Raw genomic sequence first — 23,065 nt, forward strand, 5'->3', positions numbered from 1 at the left:
TGTTTTTTTCAACTTCTCATTTCACTGCACTTTCTTCATATCTTTTGCATGAACTGCTGATTCCACCACTTCATCTAGTGACTTGCCAAATCCAGCTTCCATAACCGCACTATAGGCGCCCTCAATCAATGGCGCATCTGCAATCTTGACGGAATGAGCATCTTCTATTAACTCGACCGCCATCTCTGCATTCATGACTGAGCTTCCGAAATCCACGAGAATAACAACGCCATCCCCATGATCCGCCTTTTCAATAGAGGTTTGAATCTTAATAGCACTCGTTCCCATTTCACCATCATCTGTTCCTCCAGCATCGAGCACAGTAACTTCAGGCTGTGCTTCATCAAGCATCTTTTTCAATCCCTTTGAAATATCAGGACTATGTGATACCAGGACAAGACTGACCATTAAGCTTCACCGTCCTTATCGAGAACTGTCGCAAGGGATTCTATGAGATAATAAGAAGACTGCGCCCCCGCATCCTGTTTACCTTTTGATTTTTCTTTGTAGTAAGCCGCTCTGCCTTTCTTGGCTTCATACTCTTTTACATGCTCAAGCGCTGCCTTCGCCTTTTCGATCAAATGAGTAGGTGTAAGTTCATTTCCCTTCTCTTCCATTAACTCAATGACAGGTTCTAGTAAGTCGATCATCGTCTTCTCTTCACGCTCAGCCTTACCTCGTTTCTTCATTCCATTCACGCCAACTCGAAGACTTGAAGAAAGGTCGCTAAGCTGCACTTCTGTTCCTTCTAACTGATTTCCAGCTTTCATGAAAAGAGTGCCGTAAAGCGGTCCTGAAGCACCGCCTATCTTAGACAACAGACTCGTTCCAACAGCCTTCAGTACTTTCCCTGGTTCATCCGTCTCTTCATTCAGCTGTTCGACAGCCGCCTTAAAGCCTCTTATCATGTTAAGCCCATGATCTCCATCTCCAAGCACCTGGTCAAGATCAGTTAGCTCTTCTTTATTCGATTCTATCTTTTTAGCAGACTCTTTGATCCATTGTCTAGCCATCTCTGCTGTAAACATACATGATCCTCCTTAGTCGTTTATCGTCCATGCAATCGTCTGACATGGATTTGTCACGTATTTCTTTAGTTCATTCGTTAATTTTAGAACTGTTAAAGAAGCACCTGCCATTTCAAGGGCAGTCATATAGTTGCCAACTAACGTCAATTCCGATTTAATGCCTTTTTCCTTTAAGAGATCATGAATACGATTATTTAGAATGTACAGCTCCATTAAAGGAGTTGCTCCCATTCCGTTCACAATGACCGCTGTTTCATCGCCTTGTTTTAGTTGTAGTTCGGGTAGTACTTCTTCTACAAGACGCTCTGCCAATTCATCTGCCGAAACCAGTCCGATCGTTTCCATCCCAGGCTCACCATGAATACCAATCCCAAGCTCCATTTCATTTTCTTTAATATCAAATCCTGGATTTCCTGAGCCCGGAACCTGGGCCGGATGAAGCGCTGCCCCCATTGATCTAACGTTTTGAATCACTTCCTCAGCAAGCGCTTTCACTTCTTTCAGTGTTTTACCTTCTTGTGCAGCTGCCCCTGCAATCTTATGAACGAAAATAGTTCCTGCTACGCCTCTTCGACCTGTCGTATGAGTACTATCCTCTACCGCAACGTCATCATTAACAATCACCTGTTCGACATTTATGCCTTCGTCCTCCGCCATCTCGGCTGCCATTTCAAAGTTCATAACATCACCAGTGTAATTCTTTGTAATAAGGAGAACTCCAGCCCCCTGATCAACCGCCTTAATCGCTTCTAACATCTGATCTGGTGTAGGGGACGTAAACACTTCTCCACTAACAGCTGCATCAAGCATACCTTCTCCAACGAATCCCGCATGTGCAGGTTCATGTCCACTTCCTCCACCGCTAACAATACCTACTTTGTTATCCGAAAGATTTTTTCTGACGAGGACAGTTGTACCTTCCAGTCTTTGATAAGATTCGGGATGTGCTTTCACCATTCCGTCTAGCATTTGGCTTACAACGTCATCTGGTTGATTAATTATTTTCTTCATCAGTTTATCCCTCCCAGAATGGTTATACCCGTGTTTTAGATTTCGCAAAAGTCGAAATAAAAGGAAAGGCCTCTATCTATAAAAAAGACGCTTCTGTTTTTCACAAAAGCGCCTTTAACATATGATTTTATAAATATTCTTCATGTGGTGCTTGCGCTGGGTATAGCACGTAATACAGCGGATAAGCTCTTTCATACCAGAACTGAATGATTGGGCCAAGCAAAAATACAAGTGCAATGGTCCCAACGCCGACAGGACCTCCGATCATTAGAGCAAGCGAAGCCATAACAACGGCGACAATTGTCTGTCCCATTTGTAAGCTAAGATTAAATCTAGAGCTAATAACGAGAAATAGCTGATCAAACGGTGCACGTGGAAACTGTGGCAATATATAGATGGCCACTCCTAGCCCAATCGCTCCCATCCCTGCAATAAGAATCGCTATTTTTGCCATCAGCGGTGCTGATGCTAACTGAACGGATGAAAATACAATCTCTAACCAGAAATCCAAAATAAAACTTTCTAAAATAATTGGTAGGATCGCTCCATACTCTGGCTTTTGTTTCATTAAATTCCCATTTAGGAATATAACCAGTATTTGAAATAAACCATACCAGAAACCAACAGTTAACCCAGCTAAATCGGAAAGACCTATAAAGAACGAAGTCCAAAATCCTGCGCCAAGCGTTGCATGAATAACTAGTGCAACACCAAAGAAGTTAATAAACATACCTAGAAGATAAACCGTAATTCGATAAACCATTACGACCTCCTCCCTTCCACTAAAAATAAAGAAAATCTGATAGCATGACGCTTAGAGAAAGCATCTTAATTCCCTCTTCTGACTGGCTAAGCCAATCAGGCGTTGCATACCGCCTGTCCTTTGAGACGACATGTTCATACTTTTTGGAAGAGAGGATCTTACTAAGATTTTTCGAGACCATTTTATTAGCGATTGACTTCAACGTCAATCGCTTTTACTTTAAAAAAACATTCCAATTTTTTCGTTAGTTACAAAAAAATACTGCCCGTATTGGACAGCATTACATTATGGATTATTTTAGTATGATCTTGCTCATCTATTCTTAAAAAATATGCTTGGCTAGAGCCTGTTTTAACGTACTGTGAGTTTGGATAGAAGAAAAATCGATTCCGAGATGGATCATTGTTTGAGCGACTTCTGGTCTTATACCTGCTAAAATCCCCTTGACTCCTAGAAGTTCAAGTGAATAAATAATGTTAAAGATGTTATTTGCGACCATTGTATCCACGATGGTTACGCCAGAAAGATCAATAAATAAATGCGTTAATCGTTTTTCCGTTGATTCTCTTAGAGCTGTTTCCATCAGAAGACTCGCACGATGTGTATCAATATCGCCAACAATTGGTAATACTGCAACACCATCAAGAATCGGAACAACCGGTACAGAAAGCTCAAGAAAAACTTCCTGTGCATGGCTAAGCGTACTCTTAAATGATGCCACGTATGCTGTGCTATAGGCATAAACAGCATGATCAAGCAAGCTATCTATGATTTTCCCTACTCTAAAAACACTTTGGACAGTATGATTCGCTTCGATCGTAACAAGTTCAACCACCGCCCAAATAGCCTGTCGAACTTCTGAAGTATTTTTTAGTGACTGATCTAACTCAGAGCCGTATTGAACGGCAAGCTCCCCTGTTTCTCTTCCCCACTTTGTTAAACGCGGCATTGTTGTTTCTAAACCACTTAGAATCGCATCAGCGCAAAGCTGAACAAGCTCAGTATGTAATTGCAATGCTTCTGCGTTATCAGCTCCTGGCTTAAGTAAGCCTTTGGCAATATCTAACTTTCTTGCTTCTAGCTGCTTCCCAATCATTTGAACTTCCTGTTCAATGATCGATTCTTGAACTGGCATATTTTAACCTCCGATAATAAATCGAATTTCTTCTTTATAATAGATGAACCTATTTCATTTTACATTAAAAACTTCATTCCATCTTCATTAATCTTTAAGGGTACGATCAATATTCACAGTTGATTGGAGTTTCTTTTAAAACCCGTGACAATTAATTGCTTCACACAAATAATTTTCAAATGGGGATTTCCATCAAATCTTCAATGCTAGAACGACACTAACCCCCTGTTTAATCACTGTTTTTCAATACCTACAAGTATTCAAACTTATTGATACGAACCTTTGTATGGAAGTTAAAAAGAACGATTTTTCAGAAGAGGTTTGCTTTTTTTGGGAGACGTGTTATACTAAGGTTAATTATTGTTGTTCGGTACTGATTATTAAAGAGCAGGCTACTTTAGGAAGTACTTACATCTCAAATGATTATGTAGAGCAGTAATAGTAATATTTGTGCAAAATGCACTTGGAGGATACACACATGAACAAAGGTACAGTAAAATGGTTTAACGCAGAAAAAGGTTTTGGCTTCATCGAAGTTGAAGGCGGAGACGACGTATTCGTACATTTCTCAGCTATTCAAGGCGAAGGTTTCAAAACTCTTGAAGAAGGTCAAACAGTTACTTTTGACACTGAGCAAGGTAACCGCGGACCACAAGCTACTAACGTAGTTAAAGCGTAAATCATATAGAAAAAGCTCTTCCCCGGTGGAAGAGCTTTTTTATTATCTTTTTTGTTGTTCTTCCTTACGCTTCCGGTTGCTCCATCTCCTTCATAAATAACTCTGGATCCACTTCTCCTTCAATCGCAATGGCAGTCAATCCGTTCTCTGATGTGGTCTCATGCCATTCATCTTTATTCCAAAAAACAGCATCTCCTTCTCGTACTTTTATTAACTCATCCTCCTCTCCTCTCACAATACCTTCCCCTTTGATAATTAACAATAATTGAGGCGTCACAGCTTGATGGAACCCTATTATGCCTTCTTTGTCTAAATACATAACTCCAATATGTACACTTCCATCTGTTTGTGAAATTCGGGACATAATGAAGTTTGATCCGAACTTCGTTATTTCTTTTCCTGCCGATTTCCCAAAATGATAAATTTTCATATGCGCTACCTCCTCATATAGACCTAGCACCTTCATTTTCTCTACAGTAGCTTTGAAGGATTGTTCTATATTACCATAGTAATGTTTCATTTCCACTTATTCCTATTTCGAAACCTTCTTAGATTACTCATTTCCCTCCTCAATCAGTCATTCTTCTAACCGTATTCGATTTATAATGAGATTTCCCTGCTAATTTGTTTTCACAAAAGAAACCCTCCTTTATAAGGAGGGTTTCTCTTCACGTATGAAACAGTTTACCTTCAAGCGCTTTTATATATCGAGTCGCGGATAGCTGAACAGATTGATCAGCATTGAATTTCACACTACGATGAAACGCATTGTATAGTCGATCATATTTTAGCAAATTCACCTTTCGCGCCATCTCTTCCACCTTTGATGCAGGCAATGGGATTAGATTTGGATAGCTATACATAAAGCTTACCCACTCCTGATCAGCTACAACTTGTATAATGTCACCTGTTAATAGCAAGCCCCTTCCTTCATTACCTTCTGGTACATGAAGAACTGCTCCTCCTTGGAAATGGCCGCCAAGGCGATAAATTGTTAAATTGGACGTTAGCTTTAATTCCTCCCCACTCCAAAAACGAATCATTTCAGACTCTCTCATCACCCACTCAGAGTCATCTTCATGAATGTAAATGGGAACGTTAAAGGCTTCAGCCCATTCGACTTGCGCAGAGTAATAATGGGGATGCGAAAGAGCAATTGCATCTAAGCCACCAATATCATTGATCTTTTGGATAGTATCCGCATCAATGTAAGAAATGCAATCCCAAAGCAGATTAAAATCTTTACTCTGAATGTGGTAAGCTGTTTGTCCAATCCCAAAGGTAGGTGCTGTCGTCACACTATGTAGTCCTTTTTCTTCCTCAATGATCTGGTTTTGGAATTGAGCTGCTTGCATTTCCTCCAGCGTTGTCCACTCTTGCCCTTCAGGGTTAACGTATTGCCTTTCTTCTTTACATATGAGGCATGTATCTGGATTCTTTTCCATCAGCTCATATTGCGTCCCACAAGTGATACAGATCGGTCGCTTCATTCCTATCTCCCTCTTTCCAAAGATTGATATCTATATGGAAATGATAACCTACTTAAAGAAACAAAAACTCTAGCTATTTACTTATTTTCATCTACAACTTTAGATGGAGATAGGCTATGTTTAACTTGAATAAGCCAAAATTGTGATTCACCAGCATGCACTAATCTTGCATATAAAAAAGCAACCCGCCACATTAGGCAGGTTGCTTTGCGATTATTTCTGTTCTTTTTCTTGAGCTGGATCTTCTTGTACTGGTTCCATTTGATCCACAGTATAGTTGTAATCGTTACGATCAACAGGAGTGAAGCCTTCAGGTTCATAGAAACGAAGTAGGTCACCATAGACGACTTTGTCTGATAGTTCCAGTGACTCTTCGACAAACTGTCCTGCCTGCTCACATGCCTCTGCGTCTACTTTTTCTCCTGTAGGATTCGCATAGCACTTCTCGTTGACAGATGTTACTTCTGGTGTTACAAAATCGCCATTTCGGAAAGGTACAATCTCACGGTGATCTTCTGACAGAAGATCAGATCCAAATGAGATGAAATCATCTGTTTCAACACCTAATAGGTGAAGAACGGTATCACGAACGTCCATATGACCACCATATTCATGTACTTGCTTTCCTTCTACACCAGGGGCCGTAATGAAAAGAGGGACTCGCTGTAATTGAGCATTTTCATATGCGCCAACCTCTTCTCCCATTACTTCTGACATTGCCGTATTATGGTTATTAGAAATACCATAATGGTCACCATACATGACGATCATTGTATTATCGTACAGACCTGATTCTTTCAGATCATTAAAGAATTGTTCAATCGACTCATCCATATATTTTGCTGTTTGGAAATAGCCATTTACGACTGAGTCATTTGTTTCAGGTGTTGGGAAATCCACATCACCTTCGTCCATTGTAAACGGAAAGTGGTTTGATAAAGTAAGCATTTTCGCTTCAAACGGTTGTTCTAGACTTTCAAGATATGGAATGGATTGTTCAAAGAACGGCTTATCTTTAAGACCATAGTTATGAACATCTTCTTCATTCATATCGTAATAACTTGAATCAAAGAATTTCTGAATACCAAATGACTTATACATTTCATCACGGTTCCAGAATGTTTTCCCATTACCGTGTAGGGAAGCTGTTGAGTAGCCTTTTTGTTCAAGAATCGCAGGCTGTGCCTGGTAAGTGTTACGCGCTTTTTCCATAGCTACAGATCCACTTGGTAATGGATAAAGAGAATTCGCCATCATAAATTCTGCATCAGACGTTTTCCCCTGCCCAACCTGGTGGAAGAAATTATCAAAATAGAACGTATTCTGATCTTCAATAAGACTATTTAAGAATGGTGTTACTTCTTGACCATCAATTTCTTTCCCGATCACGAAGTTTTGAAGTGATTCTAATGAAATGTAAATCACATTCATCCCTTCAGCCTTACCGAAATACTCAGGGTTTGGTTCTGTACGGTTTGCCTCTACGAAGTTTCTTACATCTGTTAAATCATCGCTACTTGCGAAAGCACTCTGAGAGCTTGATTTAACAGTCGTAACGACGTCAAAAATTTGATAATTAAATTGTCCAAGGTACTTTACAATGTACGTGCGGTCAAAAGCACGCGTTAGAAGTTCAGGACGATCGGCTTCAGCAAGCCCAAGGTTCACTGTAAAAAACACAGCTGCTGACGCGAATACAAGCGCGATTTTTTTCTTCTTCATTGCTACTTGTGGTTTGATAACTTTAAACAAAATCAAGCTAAGGATAATCAATGTATCAATAAAATAGAAAGCATCTGAGAACTGCATTAAAGCAAAAGCACTATCTTTTAATTCACCTGCATCGTTTGTATGCATCACAGTCGGTAGTGTAATAAAGTCATTAAAGAATCGGTAGTACACAACGTTTGCATAAAGAATAAATGAAAGTACAAAATCAATAATGAGGATCGCCCATGCTCGTTTACGTCCTTTAAAGAACAGCGCAAATCCAAAGAATAGAAGTAATGAACTAATTGGGTTTAAGACTAATAGGAACGATTGCATACCATTTTGAATTCCAAGATCAAATTCAGTCTGATAGACAGTGTACATTTTTAACCAGAATAATAGAATCACGCCAAAGAACAATGTCCATGGCTTATTAATCTGACTGCTTAGTTTATTTCGCATGTCAGTTGAAGACCTCCTTATATGTGATACAAATAACTTTTTTATCTATTTTAATTGTAAATTTGTAAATTCTTTTTAAATCCTAATACTTGAGTATAATACTCCCTAGAAAATTTAATGTCAACTTCCACTACAGGAGAGCATAAATCATTGTCTTTCTATGAAAACGTTCTTTTAACACATTAGTAAAGTTATTTTGCGAATCGTAACCCTACTGTTAAAGATTAGAGAAAATAAGGGAAAATACATACATTATTTGGAATTTAAATGAAAGATATCTCCATTAATTTCCCTCTCTTTCTTATACCCATTTTTTTCACCAACATCTTTTCAATTATATTACATTTAACTTTTTCTCGAAAAAGCATAAAGTAGGATATTTCGTTACAGAGTTGTGACAAATAAAAAAAGCGTCCCATTAAAGAGACGCTTTTTCTTATTCATTCACAGCTCGACCTGTTTGATCTTCAGGTAGTGCTTTTCGAATAAAGAGTGACACAAGAAAACCAACTATAGCAAACCCAAATGCTACAAGGTAGACAAGCTCAACTCCTGATACGAGAGATTCGCTAATCGTCTGTGCGTTTGCTGGATTTGAAGCATTATTAAGATATGTTTGTTGTCGTGTTGTCATGATACTAATGAAAACAGAAACACCGATCGCTCCTGAAACAGGTTGGAGCGTGTTCATAATGGCTGTGCCATGCGGATAAAGTTTTTTCGGAAGACCGTTTAATCCATTCGTTTGAGCTGGCATCATGATCGCTGAAATGGATAGCATTAATAACATGTAAGTTACAACGATTAACGCAATCGATGTATTGATCCCTACTTTACTAAATGTAAACATGACTCCTACCAAAACAAAAGCTGCTGGAATGATGAGTTTTCTTGGACCAAACTTATCAAACAATTTCCCCATAACCGGTGACATTAACCCATTTAACAGTGCGCCGGGAAGAAGAATTAACCCTGCTGTTTGAGGAGATAATGCTAGCGGCCCTTGCATGTACATCGGAAGGATAATTTCAGATGAGAACATGGCCATAATGATGATGATAAACAATAATACGGCTACAGTGAACATCGGATATTTAAAAACCCGCACATCCAGCATCGGCTCTTCTAATTTCAGCTGCCTGATCACAAAAATAACGAGGGAGATAACTCCAATAACGAGAGGATAAAAGACTTGTGGTGCTAAATAGCCAACCTCTCCCTCTCCGGCAAAGCTAAACGCTAGAACAATTCCCCCAAATCCAATAGTAGATAAAAGGATGGAAAGCACATCTACTTTTGGCTTTGTTACTTCTCCAACATTCTTCAGGAATTTATAGCCAAATGCGATTGAAAATAACGCAAAAGGAATAACCGTAATAAAGAGATAACGCCAGCCGAGCTGATCGACGATAATGCCTGAAAGAGTTGGCCCAATTGCAGGAGCAAACATAATAACAAGCCCAACTGTCCCCATTACAGTACCGCGTCGTTCTGGCGGGAATATAAGAAGAAAGGTGTTAAAAATAATTGGAATTAATAATCCAGTACCAACTGCTTGTAAAAGTCGTCCGCTTAAGAGAACTCCGAAAGTTGGTGCGATCGCACATACGAGCGTTCCTATTGTAAATACGGTCATCGTACCGATAAACATCTGTCTCGTTGTAAACGACTGAAGAAGAAGAGCCGAGATCGGAGTTAATATCCCCATCACTAGCAAGAATCCAGTAGCCATCCATTGAACAGTGGCAGGCGTTACACTAAATTTCTCCATTAAAGTGGTTAACGCGATATTCAAAAGTGTTTCATTTAAGATGGCAAAAAACGCTCCAATAATAAGAGAGATCATGACTGGTTTGACGTTGAAATTCGGATCGTCAGCCAAAAATTCGTATGTTTGTTTTTCCTCCATCTATTCCCCTCCTTTTTCTATGACGGTTGCGTACTAAAAGCTGTATTTCTATTAGGATTTACCGTTCAAATGTCTTCTAAACAACAGTCCATATCTTACTATACCTGAAGAAGTAATAAAAGAAATTAGCTTATTTTTTCCTTTAAGGTTAGGATTCATTGCATCACCTTACTGCGCCATCACTCCTACTCTCATCAAAACGAAATATTAAAGGTTTGTAAATAAGATCGGCAAGTGCTTGTTTAACTTTCTACTCCACTATACAATAATACCGATATCAATATCGTAATTCGATATCGACTTTAGATATCAGAGAGGTGGCTGCTTTTGAATAATAAAATTCTACGAAAGCTTTTTCTAGGCTTCATTCAAATCCATATTCTCCATCATGCAAAGGAAGAACCGATATATGGAACGTGGATGCTTGAAGAACTGCGTGAACATGGCTATGAAATGAGCTCAGGGACCTTATATCCGATCCTTCACAGTATGGAGAAGGACGAACTGCTGACCAAAGCTGAAAGCAACGTAAATGGGAAAATTCGAAAATACTATCGCACGACTGATAAAGGTGAACTAGTCTTAGCAGAAGCTCAAGCAAAAGCCTATGAGCTATTTAAAGAAATTAAAGACTAACGGAGGACCAACATGCCTGGTAAACATAGCTTCAAAACATTTATTGAAATACTTCTTGTATCATCGCGACTTGGTCTTACTTCATTTGGAGGACCAGTTGCTCACCTTGCCTATTTTAAAGATGAATATGTCGATCGAAAAAAATGGCTTGATGATAAAATGTACGCTGACATTCTAGCTCTTTGTCAATTTTTGCCAGGACCTGCTAGTAGTCAGGTAGGAATAGCAATTGGAATGATGCGCGGAGGTATGCTCGGTGGCTTTCTATCCTGGTTTGGCTTCACGATGCCATCTATCCTTATTCTTGTCACTTTCGCCATGCTTTATCAGACCTTCTCACTCGGAGATGGGACATTTATTCATAGTTTAAAAATTGTCGCGGCTGCTGTCGTTCTACATGCCATCATTGGCCTAGGAAAGAAACTCACACCTGACCGAACGAGAATCGCGATTGCATTAGCGGCAGCACTTATTATGCTCCTCTATCCCTCAGCATGGATGCAACTACTTATTATCGGAGGCGCTGGACTGCTTGGGTTACGTCTTTTCAATGATAAGACAGAAACTAACGTAAAACCGTTTCCTGTTTCTTTATCAAAAAAAGTTGGTGCATGTGCTTTTGTCCTTTTAGTAACGCTATTAATCGCTTTGCCTATACTCAACCAGTTTACTGATAACGCCCTGCTTCATTTATTTGATATGTTCTTTCGAGTTGGAGCACTTGTATTCGGAGGTGGCCATGTTGTGCTTCCGATGATCGAACGCCAAATTGTTCCCCAGGGACTCCTCTCAGCTGATCAATTTCTAGCTGGTTATGGAATGGCCCAGGCTGTTCCAGGTCCACTATTTACGTTCGCTAGCTACCTAGGTACGATGTTAGAAGGGTTTACAGGTGCTATTGTCGTCACAGTGGCGATTTTCTTACCGTCTTTCCTTTTGATCACGGCAGCACTCCCTTTTCTAAACGAGTTACGAAAACGCGCTGCTTTTCAAAAAATATTAATCGGCGTTAACGCGAGCGTTGTTGGAATACTATTGGCTGCCTTTTATGATCCCGTTTTCAAAAGTGCCATAATAAAAGGAGAAGACTTTGCCCTTGCAGCGATTTTATTCGCACTTCTTTCAATTTGGAAACTCCCAGCATGGATGATAGTTTTAATCGGAGTTTTCGGTGGTTATGTGATTCAGCTTATAAGTTAATGAAAGAAGACGTCGCAATAGCGACGTCTTCTTTCATTAACCATCGTTACTTCCATGATAGCCTTTATTAATCACTTGGCATCAAACCATCTTCAACTATGGTAACGTCCCACGCTAAAATCGTCGTACTATCTCTTACATTCTTTTTCTTTATTTCCTGTAATAACCTATGGATATCCTCCTTAATCAAATCGCTCTTCAATCGATCGGTCACTTCCACCGGTTGATGAAAATTCGATTCCGGACATTCAAGTAGTCCATCCGTTGTTAAAAAGATACGATTTATACCTTTTCTCAGCTCCTTTGTTCCTGTGCTAAAGCATGGAACGATTGTATCAAAAGTGTTCACCTCACCAACCCACTCATAGAAACTGCGATGGTTTTGAACCGCTTCCCCAAGCCCCACTAAATCTGCATGCATCAGAAACAACAAACAATCACCAACTGAGAACCACCATAAATACTTGCCTTTTCTAACAACGAGTAAACATGCCGTTTCTCCTTCTACTTCCCTGCATTTTTGTTTAAAATCTTCATCTTGGAAAAGCGCTAAGACTGCTGGCTGCAATTCACTCATCGCTTCTCTCGTTTCTTTGCCTATAATGCTTGAGATAATCGAACGGTTTCGCTCAAACTCATCTAGAATAAGCACTGCACTACTGGCGGTTTTATGCGCATCTAAAACCATGGCTAATTCCCAATCACCGCCACTCCAAACAAGACATCCATCTTCGTTCTTCGTTTGTCCAGCTGATGAACTTCCACCAAATCGCCCTACATGAACGCACCCAACCTGAGAACACGATGGCTCGTCTAGATATGCTTTCTCACTTCCTACCCATCGTAAATGGTTTCCTTCCCTCCCGTTTTTCTCAAGTTGCTCCGTCTCACCCTTATTGATCTCAAGAGATTGGACCAGTTCTTCCGGATATACATTCAAAGTCTTTAATTTATCTAACGATACCCAAACAGCCTTAAACGTTCCACGATGATGAGCACCCGTCGTAAATTCATCGCCTGTTCCGCTTCCAAAACCACCCTGAATGATACTAGCTTTATAGTAATAATCTTCTCTATCCTGAAGGGTACAGTATAGCTCTGACAGCTGCACCTCCACCCCAAGCTCTTCAACAGCTTCTCTTCTTGCAGCTTGTTCAGGCGTTTCGTTAGTCTCAATCCCGCCACCTGGAATCACATAATATACTTTCCCATTTCGCTTTCGCTCTATTAACGCGATCTGATTATTCTCGATAAGAATAACTCCCGCTCTTTTTCTTAACACTAATGTTCCCCCTTAATCCGACTGCTTTAACATACTTACAACATTCGTAACTCAAGGGGGAACCTCCTTCTTTCTTTATTGAAGACTCCCCTTACAAAAACTGCATATTTCATAAGATTTTTTTTCAACCAGTTTTCGAAGATACAAAGGGTCATGTGTCCCCTCCCTTTCTTGAACAGGAGTAGTATGGAATTCACATTGATCTCCAGCGAAAGGTGTGCGGTGAATCACTCGTTTTGAGTGATCAATTAAATATTTCATCATTTTCCTCCTTGAATAATTTTCGGATGATGAGTACTTAACAAACTAGAAAGAAAATAAAAAAAGCCGAAAAGAACCAGGGACCTGGTTCTTTTCGGCTTATCACTGGTTCTATCGCCCAGTTTATTTCCACCTAATCTTAATTTGGTTTCATAATAATTGTAATGTAGCTTTTATCTAAATTAAAATCCCAGTCTACAAAGATATCCTCCACTTTTGCGGAAAGAATTGATTCGAATTGGTGATCATGAAGCAACCCTTTTTCAAGCCGCCTTTTTGTTAGCTTTAGTTCCTCTTCAAAACCGTCGCGAATTAACTCTTTTTCAATCCGGACGAGAATACCTTCACGAAGAACAACTAACGTACGATCATTCAGCTTACAAGAGTCTACGTTTTCAGGCGCTTTTTCTGCAAGCTTACTAACGCGAATGATCTCATCATGAACTCGTTCTTTTTCTTTATATCCTTCAAGTTCGCGTCCTTCAAATGAGTTTACGTCTTTCATCACACCAATAATGATGCCTGATCGGTTATGAAGCGACCAATCATGGTAGAATAACTCGATTTCAAGATCTGCCATCACCCGGATGGACGCCTTAATCTCAGGTATTAATCCCTGCATGAGAAGATCTCTTGTTTCTTCAACACGCATATCTTCTTTCTGATCGACTAGAACACGCTCCATTGGTGCTAGAAAGTCACGAAAGTAGATTGTCATATATGGCTCTTGGATCGACACATATACGGACGCTGGCCCTTTACCAAAATTATCTCTTAGCAGTTTGCCAACATAGCTTGCAATCTCAGCTTCATTTGATTTACGTTCCATAATGTTCATCCTTTGTTTAGACAGAGACATATTATTCCCCGTCCATTAATCATTATAGTAGTCTTTCCTAACCAATGAAAGAATATGGATTGATTTTGATATTTCAATTAGATGACAAAGCGTTGTGGACGAAAGACAATTCCTATCTCAACTGATTCAACACATGATCTAATCCATTAGGATAACAGTATTCTTTATCATTTAGTATGTCTTCGACCGCTAGCCACTCTGCCACGGCTTCTTGTTCGATAAAGGAGAATTTTTCTTTCATATAATGAGCCTCATCTATAAACGATACCGTATACAATTGAATCACTTCATGAGTCCATTTCTGATCGATTTGATACCTATTTTCGAGACAAGTTATGTATTTCTCCACTTTTATATCGATACCTAGCTCTTCTTTAAATTCTCTCACAACCGTTTCATTGGAGGGCTCTCCTAATTCTATATTCCCACCTAATGGACGAAAGTAACCTCCTAAACCATTTGAATGATTTCCATAAAATGCTTCAACAAGGATCTTATCTTCTCTAAATAGAAGGCCGAGCGCTTTCACTTTAATCACATCGAGTTACCTCCTTTTTTGATTCTTCTTTTTCCTCTTCATCACTAACCAGACGACGCGCTGAAATACCACAGCAAGGGCACCGAGAGACATGATCATCCCAGGACGTGCCGCTCGATCATCTTCAAATAGGAAAATAAGCAGGATAGCAATGAGAACGAGAGAAAGAGTAAGAGTAAAGAGCACGCCTCTTTTCAATTCGAAGTCCTCCTTTTAGGTGAGTAAGGTGACCGCAGAAAGAATCCACTTTCACATAAACATTACCACTTAAAGCACCTTAATGACACTGAAAAACCAGAGGACATTATATCCTCTGGTTAATCCCTCTCTTACTTAAAAATTTGATCGATTCGCTGTACTTCTTCACTCGTTAACTTCACATCAAGAGTTTTCAAGTTATCAACGACCTGCTCTTGACGTTTGGCTCCTGGTATCAGGACATCAATGCTATCACGAGTTAAGTACCATGCCAGCACCATATGAGGAACCTCAACGCCTTTTGCGTTTGCAATTTCGCGAACCTGGTCAACCTTTCTAAGATTCTCTTTAAATGCCTCTCCCTGGAATAAAGGATCCTTAGCACGAATATCATCGAAGGTTGTATTCTCATCATACTTACCAGCTAGAAGTCCTGAGGCAAGTGGGAAATATGGAACGAAAGAAATGCCCTGTTCTGCCGTATAAGGAAGGAGATCCTTCTCAGCTTCGCGATGGAATAAGTTATAGTGACTCTGAAGAACGTCAACATATCCATCTTTATTCGCTTCTTTCAACTGCTCCAAGTTGAAGTTAGATACACCAATTGATTTAATTTTGCCTTGATCTTTCAACTCCTTTAGAGCTCCTACTGCTTCGGCTTTCGGAGTATCTTCGTCAGGAAAATGAATGTAAAATAAGTCGATGTAATCTGTTTGGAGACGATTCAAGCTATTCTCAACGGATTGCTTCAAGAAGGCTGGTGAATTATTTAAAATAACCTCTTCACCCTTAAATTCATGAGCCCCTTTCGTAGCGAGGACGATATCGTCGCGACTGCCTCGCTCTTTAATAACTTGACCAACGAGCTCTTCTGATCGCTCTGGTCCATATATATAGGCAGTATCAAGTAAGTTAATGCCATTATCAAGTGCTGCCCTTACGAGATCTTTCCCAGTTTCTTCATTTAAGTTCGGATAAATGTTATGTCCACCAACCGCGTTCGTACCTAATCCGATCGGATTTGCTTGTAAACCTGATTTTCCAATTTGTACTTTTGCCACTTTCATTCATCCTTTCTATTAAAAGCTTCGCAAAAGTACATTACCACTTCTTACTAATTGGAAAACATCGCTACGTGTTTTCAATACGATTTTCTAATTCTTCAAAAGCTGGTTTCGCGATTAATTCAGATCGCATCAAACGCGAACGAATCCCATCCAACATCCCTTTCTCCTTTACACTCATCAGTTCAACATCAAACTTTTTATGAAACACAGTATAAAGCTCAAAGTCTCTTAATCGCAGGAAGTAAGGAATGGTCTTGAGCCACTCGTCTGAGACATGAACTTCTTCTCGATATCCTCTCAAAAATGAACTTAAAAATTCAGTCGCAAAGGTTGAACGCTCCGTAAGCGAAGCTGTTCCACACTTTTGCCAGACAGCATAATAAACAGGGATCGCAATATCACTAATATAGTAGTGATACATACTATCGTCGAAATCGAATAGATGAATACTCTTACCATCAAAATGAAAATTGCCATGATGGACATCTGAGTGAATGAGACCAAACGTTTTTCCCGTTTCATGAAAGGTTTGTATCTCTTCGATTAATCTCTTACCTTCTATAATGATTCGGGCATCCTCTGTTTTTGAAAGATACCGATCGAATTGAAGCAGGTCACCTGCATCCCACCTCTGTCTCTTAACTGAAACCTTATTTCTCATCGAAATGTCGTGCAGTTTCCCAATTTCCTTTCCCCATGCTTCGAACAAGGGAGATCCAAATATAGGATCCTCAACTTTAACCGCTCTTCCAGGTACTTTATTAAATAGACAGGCAAAGAACTGCCCATTTTCTGACGAAAAGATCTCAATCATTTTATTATATTTTGAAGGATAAGCGCGCGCTACATGAGCGCCTTCATCGTATAAATGATTGACCCATACGAGTTCCGACTTCACTTCTTCTATTGTGCGATGTGAGCTATGAGTAAAGCGAAGGATCCAGGAGATGTTTTTTTCTTCTACTTCAAAGACATAGTTTTCGAAATCCCCTAGCTTTTTCACACCTATCTTCTGAATACCAAACCGATCAATCGCTTCATCGACAAACGTTTGGGAGAACATTGCTTCAATCCACGCTTCCATCTCCACAACCTCCTTGTTTTCTACTATAAACAATTTCGACTCTCGTCTCACATTTCCTTTTAAACAGAATAACGCCCCCACTAGTGGGAGCGTTAACTGTTATTCTGTCTCTTCTGTAACAAGTTTCAAAGGCACTGGTCTCGTCTCGTCTACTTCGTTTCCTTTTAGTACGTCGACGCCAGCCTGAACAGCAAGGGAACCGATCTCTTCAGGTTGCTGTGCCACTGTTGCAGATAGCTTCCCATCTTTAATGCTATTAATCGCATCTTCGTTTCCATCAAATCCAACAACTAGAACATCTTTACCTGAACTTTGAATTGCCTGAATAGCGCCTAACGCCATCTCATCGTTATGAGCAAAAACGGCTTTAATATCCGGATTACCCTGAAGCAAGTTTTCCATCGTATTTAACCCTTCCGTACGATCGAAGTTCGCTGTTTGTTTTGCCACAACATCAAGCTTTTCATCCGCAATATTATGGAATCCTTGACCACGTTCACGAGTAGCGGAAGCACCCGGTACACCTTCAAGCTCAGCTACTTTAGCGCCTTCACCCAGTTGTTCAACAAGAAACTCTCCAGCCATCTCTCCTCCTTTTTCATTATCAGAGGATACTAGAGTCGCCACATCACCTTTTTCAGCTGAGCGATCAAGAGTAACGACGGGAATACCGAGGCTATTCGCTGATTGTACAGCTGTTGAAATCGCAGCTGAGTCAGTTGGATTAATTAATAGAACGTCGACTCCTTGTTGAATAAGGTCTTCTACATCGTTAATCTGTTTTGCCGCATCATTTTGCGCATCGACAACAACAACATCCATTCCATTTTCCTTTGCTTCTGCTTCGACACCATCTTTCATCGAAACGAAAAATGGATTATTTAACGTTGAAACAGATAAACCAATTTTAATATCTTCTATATCCGTTTCCTGACTCGGTTTGGCCCATTCAGGTGGCTGAAGCGAACACGCTCCAAGCACAAGCAGTGACAAACTAAGCAGAAGTGGCAATAGCTTTTTCATAGTAATCCTCCTAAGCTGCTTTTTTACGATCAATTAGCACAGCAATGATAATAACAATACCCTTAACAACCATCTGGAAGAATGAAGATACTCCAAGTAGATTTAAACCATTGTTTAACGTACCGATAATTAAGGCACCGATTAACGTACCAACAATTAATCCTCGTCCTCCGGAAAGGCTTGTCCCCCCTAGCACTACGGCCGCAATAGCATCAAGCTCATAAGATGTACCTGCCGTCGGTTGTGCCGAATTCAATCTAGACGTTAGAATCGCCCCCGCAAGAGCTGACAATAAACCTGCAAGTGAGTAGATCATCACTTTAATTTTATCGACTTTAATGCCTGAAATAAGGGCAGCTTTCTCATTACCACCAATGGCATAAGTTTTTCTTCCAAATGGTGTTTTATGAAGGATAATCCAAAGCACGGCGAAAGAAAACAGCATCGTAATCGCTGGAACCGGAATACCGAGGAAATAACCTCTTCCAAAAAGTTGGAAAGCATAGCTATCGCCAAGACCTGTAATCGGATTTCCATCCGTGTACACTAGCGTTAACCCTCTGAACATCGTCATCGTTGCAAGCGTTGCAATAAATGGTGCCATCTTTCCCTTTGTAATCAATAGTCCGTTAACCATACCCATTAAAGCACCAAGCAATGAACCAATGAGAATAGCTAGAATCGGATCAATTCCGGATACCATCATCCCTGCCATAAGCGCACTTGATAGCGCTAGAATCGAACCAACAGATAAATCAATCCCACCTGTTAAAATAACAAACGTCATACCATAAGCAATTAAAGCATTGATCGCTACTTGTCTAAGTAAATTCAATAGGTTCAGTGGTTCTAAAAAACTCGGGTTCATGATGGAAACGGTTACAACTAAAACGAGTAAACCTAATAGCGGTCCAAGTTTCTGCATGATATTCCCAACATGGTTTGTTTTTAGCGCATTATTCATCTTCCTGACCTCCTGTTGCCAGCGTCATTATTTTCTCTTGCGTTGCTTCTTCTTTTGATACTTCGCCTGTCATATGACCTTCACGGAAAACAAGAATGCGATCGCTCATTCCGAGCACTTCAGGTAACTCTGAGGAAACCATGATAATCGCTACTCCTCTATCAGTTAACTCATTCATTAACTGATAGATTTCTCGTTTGGCCCCGACGTCAACACCTCGTGTTGGTTCATCAAGAATGAGGACTTTTGGACCGATACCAATCCATTTCGCAATAACTACTTTTTGCTGGTTACCTCCAGAAAGGTTTTTGGCGCTTGTTTTAGCTGAATCCGTCTTAATCGTTAGTCGTTTAATCAACAGCTCAACAAAATCTTCTTCACTTTTCTCATTGATTAACCCTTTTGGTGCGAAGCTATAGAGGCTTGGTAAAGCAATGTTATCTTTTAGCGAGAAATCGAGCACAAGACCTTCTTCTTTCCGATCCTCCGTAATAAAACCTAGCCCCAACTGAACAGCCTGGTGAGGACTTTTAATAACAACTGGTTTTCCATTCAGTAGAATGTCACCAGTGTATTTCCCATCCAGTCCAAAAATGGTACGCATGATTTCCGTTCTTCCTGCACCCATTAGTCCAGATACACCAACAATTTCCCCTGATCTTACTGAGAAACTAACATTCTCAAACACACCTTTTCTGGATAAACCCTTTACTTCCAACATCGTTTCTCCTAGCTCAGGTGACCGTTCAGGGAAACGATCCGTTAATTCTCGTCCTACCATTTTGCGAACTACCTCGTCAAAGCTCGTTTCTGAAATAGGCTTTGTATCGACTGTTTTTCCATCTCGCATAACCGTAATGCTGTCACAAATGGTGAAAATCTCTTCCATTCTGTGAGAAATGTAGACGATGGAAACACCGCTTTTCTTTAGAGACCGAATAACCTGGAACAACGTTTGTATTTCGCGTTCTGTTAACGCTGCAGTCGGCTCATCCATAATAATTACTTTTGCATCTGTCATTAACGCTTTGGCAATTTCAATCATTTGCTGTTGCCCAACCGAGCATTTCCCAGCTTCCTGCTGAAGAGGAATCGAAATCGCTAACTTCTTAAATTGCTCATTCGCAATCGCTTTCATTTTTTTCGTATGAATGAGTCCAAAAGATGTAACCGGTTCCTTATTGATGAATAAGTTCTCCAACACCGTTAACTCTGGCCAAATGTTCAGTTCTTGATGAATAAAAGCGACACCGTTTTCTTCTGCTTCTTTCGGGTTATCAAAAACGCGTTCTTGTCCATCTATCACGATTGTTCCGCTGTCTTTCTTATGAAGTCCTGTAAGAATGTTCATGAGCGTCGACTTCCCTGCTCCATTCTCTCCCATGAGCGCATGAACTTCGGCATCCTGGATGTCAATGTTCACACCTTCAAGTACTTTATTTGCGCCAAATGCTTTATGAATTTCCTTCATGCTAATTTGCATGCTGCTCACCTCGTTTAAAAGATTACCCCTGAATGAAGAATACAGTTGGCATATGGCGTTGTCTCGCCTGTTCGGATGACAACTTTTGCTTGCTTCGTCTTCTCCTTAAATACTTCATGATCCACATAATCTTGTTCTGTATCTTGAAGCTTACCTTTTAGCCAATGATATACCTTCTGATTGCCTTCTATTTCTTTAGCAAGCGTGACACGTTCAACAACCATTTCATTAAGAAGTTCGTTCACAACGTCAGTAAAAGCAGGCATCCCTGGTTTTAAGGCCAGATCGATTTTCTTCACACCGGCAGGTACCGGGAGACCAGCATCTGCAATGACAATCTGATCTGTATGCCCAAGATCTGCAAGTACTTTCGAAATATGACTATTTAACATTCCTCTTCGTTTCATTCTGATAGCTTCCTTTCAACTTCTTCACGGGTAGGCATGCCACCCTGTGCTCCAAAACTAGTAACTGATAGAGAAGCAGCACGATTGCCAAACGTAATGCTTTCTGTCAAATCCTTGCCTTCTGCGATCGCTGTACCAAACGCTGCGTTGAACGTATCCCCTGCCCCTGTCGTATCAACAGCTTTCACTTTAAAGGAAGGAACTAGAACCTCTTCTTTTCCATTGAAATAGCGTACGCCAGCTGCCCCTTCCGTAATGAACACTTTTCCAGGATAAGTACGTAACGATTCACTAAGAGGCTGACCATTAAAAAGAACGTCCGCTTCATGTTCGTTAGGTGTGATATAGGTTGCACCGTCAATCACTTTTTGTGAGATTTCCCTTGCAGGTGCTGGATTAAGTAGCAACGGAACTTGCTTTTCCTCACATAGCTCTGCCACATATTCCACCGTTTCTTCAGGTATTTCTTGCTGTATCATCACTAGATCACAGCTATCAATGAGCTTAGCTGCTTTAGTGATATATGAAGGGGTAATATGATCATTCGCTCCTTTGACAACAACAATACTGTTATCACCTTCTGCAAGAATGATATGAGCTGTTCCACTCTCGACTCCTGTAACCGGTTCCACATAGTCCGTTTTAACACCATTCTTCTTAAAGTTATTTAAGATTGCCTCACCGTAATGGTCATCTCCTACACAGCCAATCATATAAACTTCTGCACCAAGACGTGCTGCAGCAACGGCCTGGTTAGCCCCTTTCCCACCTGGAACAGTTTTGAATGATTCTCCTAATACCGTTTCTCCCGCTCCTGGACGTTTCTTAGAAGTAACTACTAGATCCATAGATGAGCTTCCGATGACGGCTATTTTAGCTTTACGCATTTGGATCAACCTTTCTTGTCGTATTTCGTTCTATTAATGTCACTGGTAATTGAATCGTTTGATCAATTTCTTTTTCTTTGCGGATCATTCGCAAAAGTAACTTTGCTGCTTCTTTTCCCATTTCGTATGCAGGCTGCCTGATCGTTGATAATGACGGATAGGACAGGCTACTGAATGGAATATCATCGTAACCAATCAATTGTAAGTCGTCAGGTATGCTTCTTCCGAGACGAAGAGCTTCATGCAAAATCGCAATGGCAACAATATCATTACTTGCGATCACTCCGTCCGTATCTGGATGTTTTGCAAAAAGCTCTTCAGCCCATGTGCCCGCATCATCAAATGCATAAGACGTTGTCGAGAGAACAGAGAAATCAACTTCCGCTTCACTTAATTCTGCAAGTGCTCCTTGAAATCGATCCATCGCAGGCTTTACATGTGCAGGCCCTTTAATAAGAGTAATTCTTTTCGAGCCTCTCTCAACTAGTGCTCTCGCTGCAAGCCGCCCTCCTTCGATTCCATCAGCATAAACAGATGGATGTTGTGTTGACACACGATCTAGAAAGACGACAGGTAGATCAAGATTTGTATAATTCTCATTGTCTGTATTGTTTGTTGCTGAAATCATGCCAACAACTTGATTTTGTAAAAAGGTTTGAATGTAATCCAACTCTTTCGTTGCTTCTTCATCGCTATTTCCAAGTAATAACCTAAATCCTGCTCGATTAACTTCATCCTCTATACCCCGCGCTAGCTGAGGGAAAAAAGGATTCGTAATATCTGGTAGAAGCAGTCCGATTAGTCGTGATTCTCGTTTAAAGAGTGAGCGCGCTACTTCATTTGGACTGTAGTTCAAGCTTTTGATTGCATCCATCACGCGTTTTCTCGTATCTGCACCAACGTAACCATTATCGTTTAATACACGAGAGACGGTAGCAACAGATACGCCTGCTTGCTCTGCTACATCTCGAATTGTAGCCATTTGCTTC

25 protein-coding genes are annotated in these 23,065 nt (G+C 40.3%); 3 read left to right on the forward strand and 22 right to left on the reverse strand.

From position 1 onward, the window contains the following. Nucleotides 1–21 precede the first annotated feature (21 nt). The 5 genes from dhaM to ABVF21_RS10130 all read right to left on the reverse strand — a co-directional run bounded on the left by dhaM (nucleotide 22) and on the right by ABVF21_RS10130 (nucleotide 3,937). The gene (dhaM, locus tag ABVF21_RS10110; protein WP_371018155.1) at nucleotides 22–408 is read right to left on the reverse strand and encodes a dihydroxyacetone kinase phosphoryl donor subunit DhaM; all 387 of its coding nucleotides are present in this window, start codon (nucleotides 406–408) and stop codon (nucleotides 22–24) included. Next, the gene (dhaL, locus tag ABVF21_RS10115; protein WP_371018156.1) at nucleotides 408–1,028 is read right to left on the reverse strand and encodes a dihydroxyacetone kinase subunit DhaL; all 621 of its coding nucleotides are present in this window, start codon (nucleotides 1,026–1,028) and stop codon (nucleotides 408–410) included. Before dhaL ends, dhaM begins: the two co-directional genes overlap by 1 nt. Nucleotides 1,029–1,040: 12 nt before the next feature. Next, on the reverse strand, nucleotides 1,041–2,039 hold the full coding sequence (dhaK, locus tag ABVF21_RS10120; protein WP_371018157.1) for a dihydroxyacetone kinase subunit DhaK: 999 nt from the start codon (nucleotides 2,037–2,039) through the stop codon (nucleotides 1,041–1,043). A gap of 127 nt (nucleotides 2,040–2,166) precedes the next feature. Further along, entirely contained in the window at nucleotides 2,167–2,802 is a 636-nt protein-coding gene (locus ABVF21_RS10125; RefSeq protein ID WP_303530311.1) for a YczE/YyaS/YitT family protein, read from the reverse strand. Nucleotides 2,803–3,124: 322 nt separating this feature from the next. Further along, the gene (locus tag ABVF21_RS10130; RefSeq protein ID WP_371018158.1) at nucleotides 3,125–3,937 is read right to left on the reverse strand and encodes an STAS domain-containing protein; all 813 of its coding nucleotides are present in this window, start codon (nucleotides 3,935–3,937) and stop codon (nucleotides 3,125–3,127) included. Between the two features lie 478 nt (nucleotides 3,938–4,415). On the opposite strand from ABVF21_RS10130, the gene ABVF21_RS10135 reads away from it, so the two are divergent. After that, entirely contained in the window at nucleotides 4,416–4,616 is a 201-nt protein-coding gene (locus ABVF21_RS10135) for a cold-shock protein (RefSeq protein ID WP_098442444.1), read from the forward strand. Between the two features lie 64 nt (nucleotides 4,617–4,680). Here ABVF21_RS10135 and ABVF21_RS10140 read toward each other — a convergent pair whose 3' ends face one another. The 4 genes from ABVF21_RS10140 to ABVF21_RS10155 form a co-directional block, all read right to left on the reverse strand. Beyond that, complete coding sequence (locus ABVF21_RS10140; protein ID WP_371018159.1) at nucleotides 4,681–5,046, reverse strand: cupin; 366 nt, start codon at nucleotides 5,044–5,046, stop codon at nucleotides 4,681–4,683. A 238-nt stretch (nucleotides 5,047–5,284) separates the two neighbouring features. Continuing rightward, nucleotides 5,285–6,106 (reverse strand): hypothetical protein, encoded by an 822-nt coding sequence (locus ABVF21_RS10145; RefSeq protein ID WP_371018160.1) that lies wholly within the window; start codon nucleotides 6,104–6,106, stop codon nucleotides 5,285–5,287. Between the two features lie 213 nt (nucleotides 6,107–6,319). After that, the gene (locus tag ABVF21_RS10150; protein ID WP_303530320.1) at nucleotides 6,320–8,278 is read right to left on the reverse strand and encodes an LTA synthase family protein; all 1,959 of its coding nucleotides are present in this window, start codon (nucleotides 8,276–8,278) and stop codon (nucleotides 6,320–6,322) included. Between the two features lie 436 nt (nucleotides 8,279–8,714). Continuing rightward, nucleotides 8,715–10,187: an MDR family MFS transporter gene (locus tag ABVF21_RS10155; RefSeq protein ID WP_303530322.1), complete on the reverse strand. Its 1,473-nt coding sequence runs from the start codon at nucleotides 10,185–10,187 to the stop codon at nucleotides 8,715–8,717. Nucleotides 10,188–10,514: 327 nt separating this feature from the next. On the opposite strand from ABVF21_RS10155, the gene ABVF21_RS10160 reads away from it, so the two are divergent. Further along, nucleotides 10,515–10,823 (forward strand): PadR family transcriptional regulator, encoded by a 309-nt coding sequence (locus ABVF21_RS10160; protein ID WP_303530323.1) that lies wholly within the window; start codon nucleotides 10,515–10,517, stop codon nucleotides 10,821–10,823. A 12-nt stretch (nucleotides 10,824–10,835) separates the two neighbouring features. Beyond that, nucleotides 10,836–12,023 carry a chromate efflux transporter gene (gene chrA, locus ABVF21_RS10165; protein WP_371018161.1) on the forward strand — a complete coding sequence of 396 codons (1,188 nt, stop codon included), beginning with the start codon at nucleotides 10,836–10,838 and terminating at the stop codon, nucleotides 12,021–12,023. Nucleotides 12,024–12,090: 67 nt separating this feature from the next. Here chrA and ABVF21_RS10170 read toward each other — a convergent pair whose 3' ends face one another. From ABVF21_RS10170 to ABVF21_RS10230, 13 genes are all read right to left on the reverse strand, one after another. Next, nucleotides 12,091–13,305: a protein phosphatase 2C domain-containing protein gene (locus tag ABVF21_RS10170; protein WP_371018162.1), complete on the reverse strand. Its 1,215-nt coding sequence runs from the start codon at nucleotides 13,303–13,305 to the stop codon at nucleotides 12,091–12,093. 75 nt (nucleotides 13,306–13,380) lie between these two features. Continuing rightward, nucleotides 13,381–13,566, reverse strand: coding sequence for a hypothetical protein (locus ABVF21_RS10175; RefSeq protein ID WP_194220403.1), 186 nt, complete (start codon nucleotides 13,564–13,566; stop codon nucleotides 13,381–13,383). A 139-nt stretch (nucleotides 13,567–13,705) separates the two neighbouring features. Continuing rightward, nucleotides 13,706–14,395 carry a Na-translocating system protein MpsC family protein gene (locus tag ABVF21_RS10180; RefSeq protein WP_303530326.1) on the reverse strand — a complete coding sequence of 230 codons (690 nt, stop codon included), beginning with the start codon at nucleotides 14,393–14,395 and terminating at the stop codon, nucleotides 13,706–13,708. Between the two features lie 142 nt (nucleotides 14,396–14,537). Continuing rightward, nucleotides 14,538–14,963, reverse strand: coding sequence for an NUDIX hydrolase (locus ABVF21_RS10185; RefSeq protein ID WP_303530327.1), 426 nt, complete (start codon nucleotides 14,961–14,963; stop codon nucleotides 14,538–14,540). Nucleotides 14,964–14,969: 6 nt separating this feature from the next. After that, nucleotides 14,970–15,161 (reverse strand): hypothetical protein, encoded by a 192-nt coding sequence (locus ABVF21_RS10190; RefSeq protein ID WP_303530328.1) that lies wholly within the window; start codon nucleotides 15,159–15,161, stop codon nucleotides 14,970–14,972. Between the two features lie 131 nt (nucleotides 15,162–15,292). Beyond that, nucleotides 15,293–16,228, reverse strand: a complete 936-nt coding sequence (locus ABVF21_RS10195; protein WP_303530329.1) for an aldo/keto reductase — start codon at nucleotides 16,226–16,228, stop codon at nucleotides 15,293–15,295. 64 nt (nucleotides 16,229–16,292) lie between these two features. After that, nucleotides 16,293–17,312 (reverse strand): phosphotransferase enzyme family protein, encoded by a 1,020-nt coding sequence (locus ABVF21_RS10200; protein ID WP_303530330.1) that lies wholly within the window; start codon nucleotides 17,310–17,312, stop codon nucleotides 16,293–16,295. A gap of 99 nt (nucleotides 17,313–17,411) precedes the next feature. Continuing rightward, nucleotides 17,412–18,335: a ribose ABC transporter substrate-binding protein RbsB gene (rbsB, locus tag ABVF21_RS10205; protein ID WP_303530332.1), complete on the reverse strand. Its 924-nt coding sequence runs from the start codon at nucleotides 18,333–18,335 to the stop codon at nucleotides 17,412–17,414. A gap of 10 nt (nucleotides 18,336–18,345) precedes the next feature. Then, a complete protein-coding gene (gene rbsC, locus ABVF21_RS10210; protein WP_303530334.1) occupies nucleotides 18,346–19,299 on the reverse strand; it encodes a ribose ABC transporter permease RbsC in 954 nt (317 codons plus the stop codon). Then, the gene (locus ABVF21_RS10215; protein WP_371018163.1) at nucleotides 19,292–20,782 is read right to left on the reverse strand and encodes a sugar ABC transporter ATP-binding protein; all 1,491 of its coding nucleotides are present in this window, start codon (nucleotides 20,780–20,782) and stop codon (nucleotides 19,292–19,294) included. The genes rbsC and ABVF21_RS10215 overlap by 8 nt, the downstream gene beginning before the upstream one ends. Before the next feature lie 14 nt (nucleotides 20,783–20,796). Further along, nucleotides 20,797–21,189, reverse strand: a complete 393-nt coding sequence (rbsD, locus tag ABVF21_RS10220) for a D-ribose pyranase (protein WP_303530338.1) — start codon at nucleotides 21,187–21,189, stop codon at nucleotides 20,797–20,799. Further along, a complete protein-coding gene (gene rbsK, locus ABVF21_RS10225; RefSeq protein WP_303530339.1) occupies nucleotides 21,186–22,076 on the reverse strand; it encodes a ribokinase in 891 nt (296 codons plus the stop codon). Before rbsK ends, rbsD begins: the two co-directional genes overlap by 4 nt. Further along, nucleotides 22,069–23,058 carry a LacI family DNA-binding transcriptional regulator gene (locus ABVF21_RS10230; RefSeq protein ID WP_303530340.1) on the reverse strand — a complete coding sequence of 330 codons (990 nt, stop codon included), beginning with the start codon at nucleotides 23,056–23,058 and terminating at the stop codon, nucleotides 22,069–22,071. Before ABVF21_RS10230 ends, rbsK begins: the two co-directional genes overlap by 8 nt. Nucleotides 23,059–23,065: the final 7 nt, after the last annotated feature.

Origin of the sequence: Pseudalkalibacillus sp. JSM 102089 (genome assembly GCF_041366475.1) — a bacterium.
Taxonomy (GTDB): domain Bacteria; phylum Bacillota; class Bacilli; order Bacillales; family Guptibacillaceae; genus Guptibacillus; species Guptibacillus hwajinpoensis_B.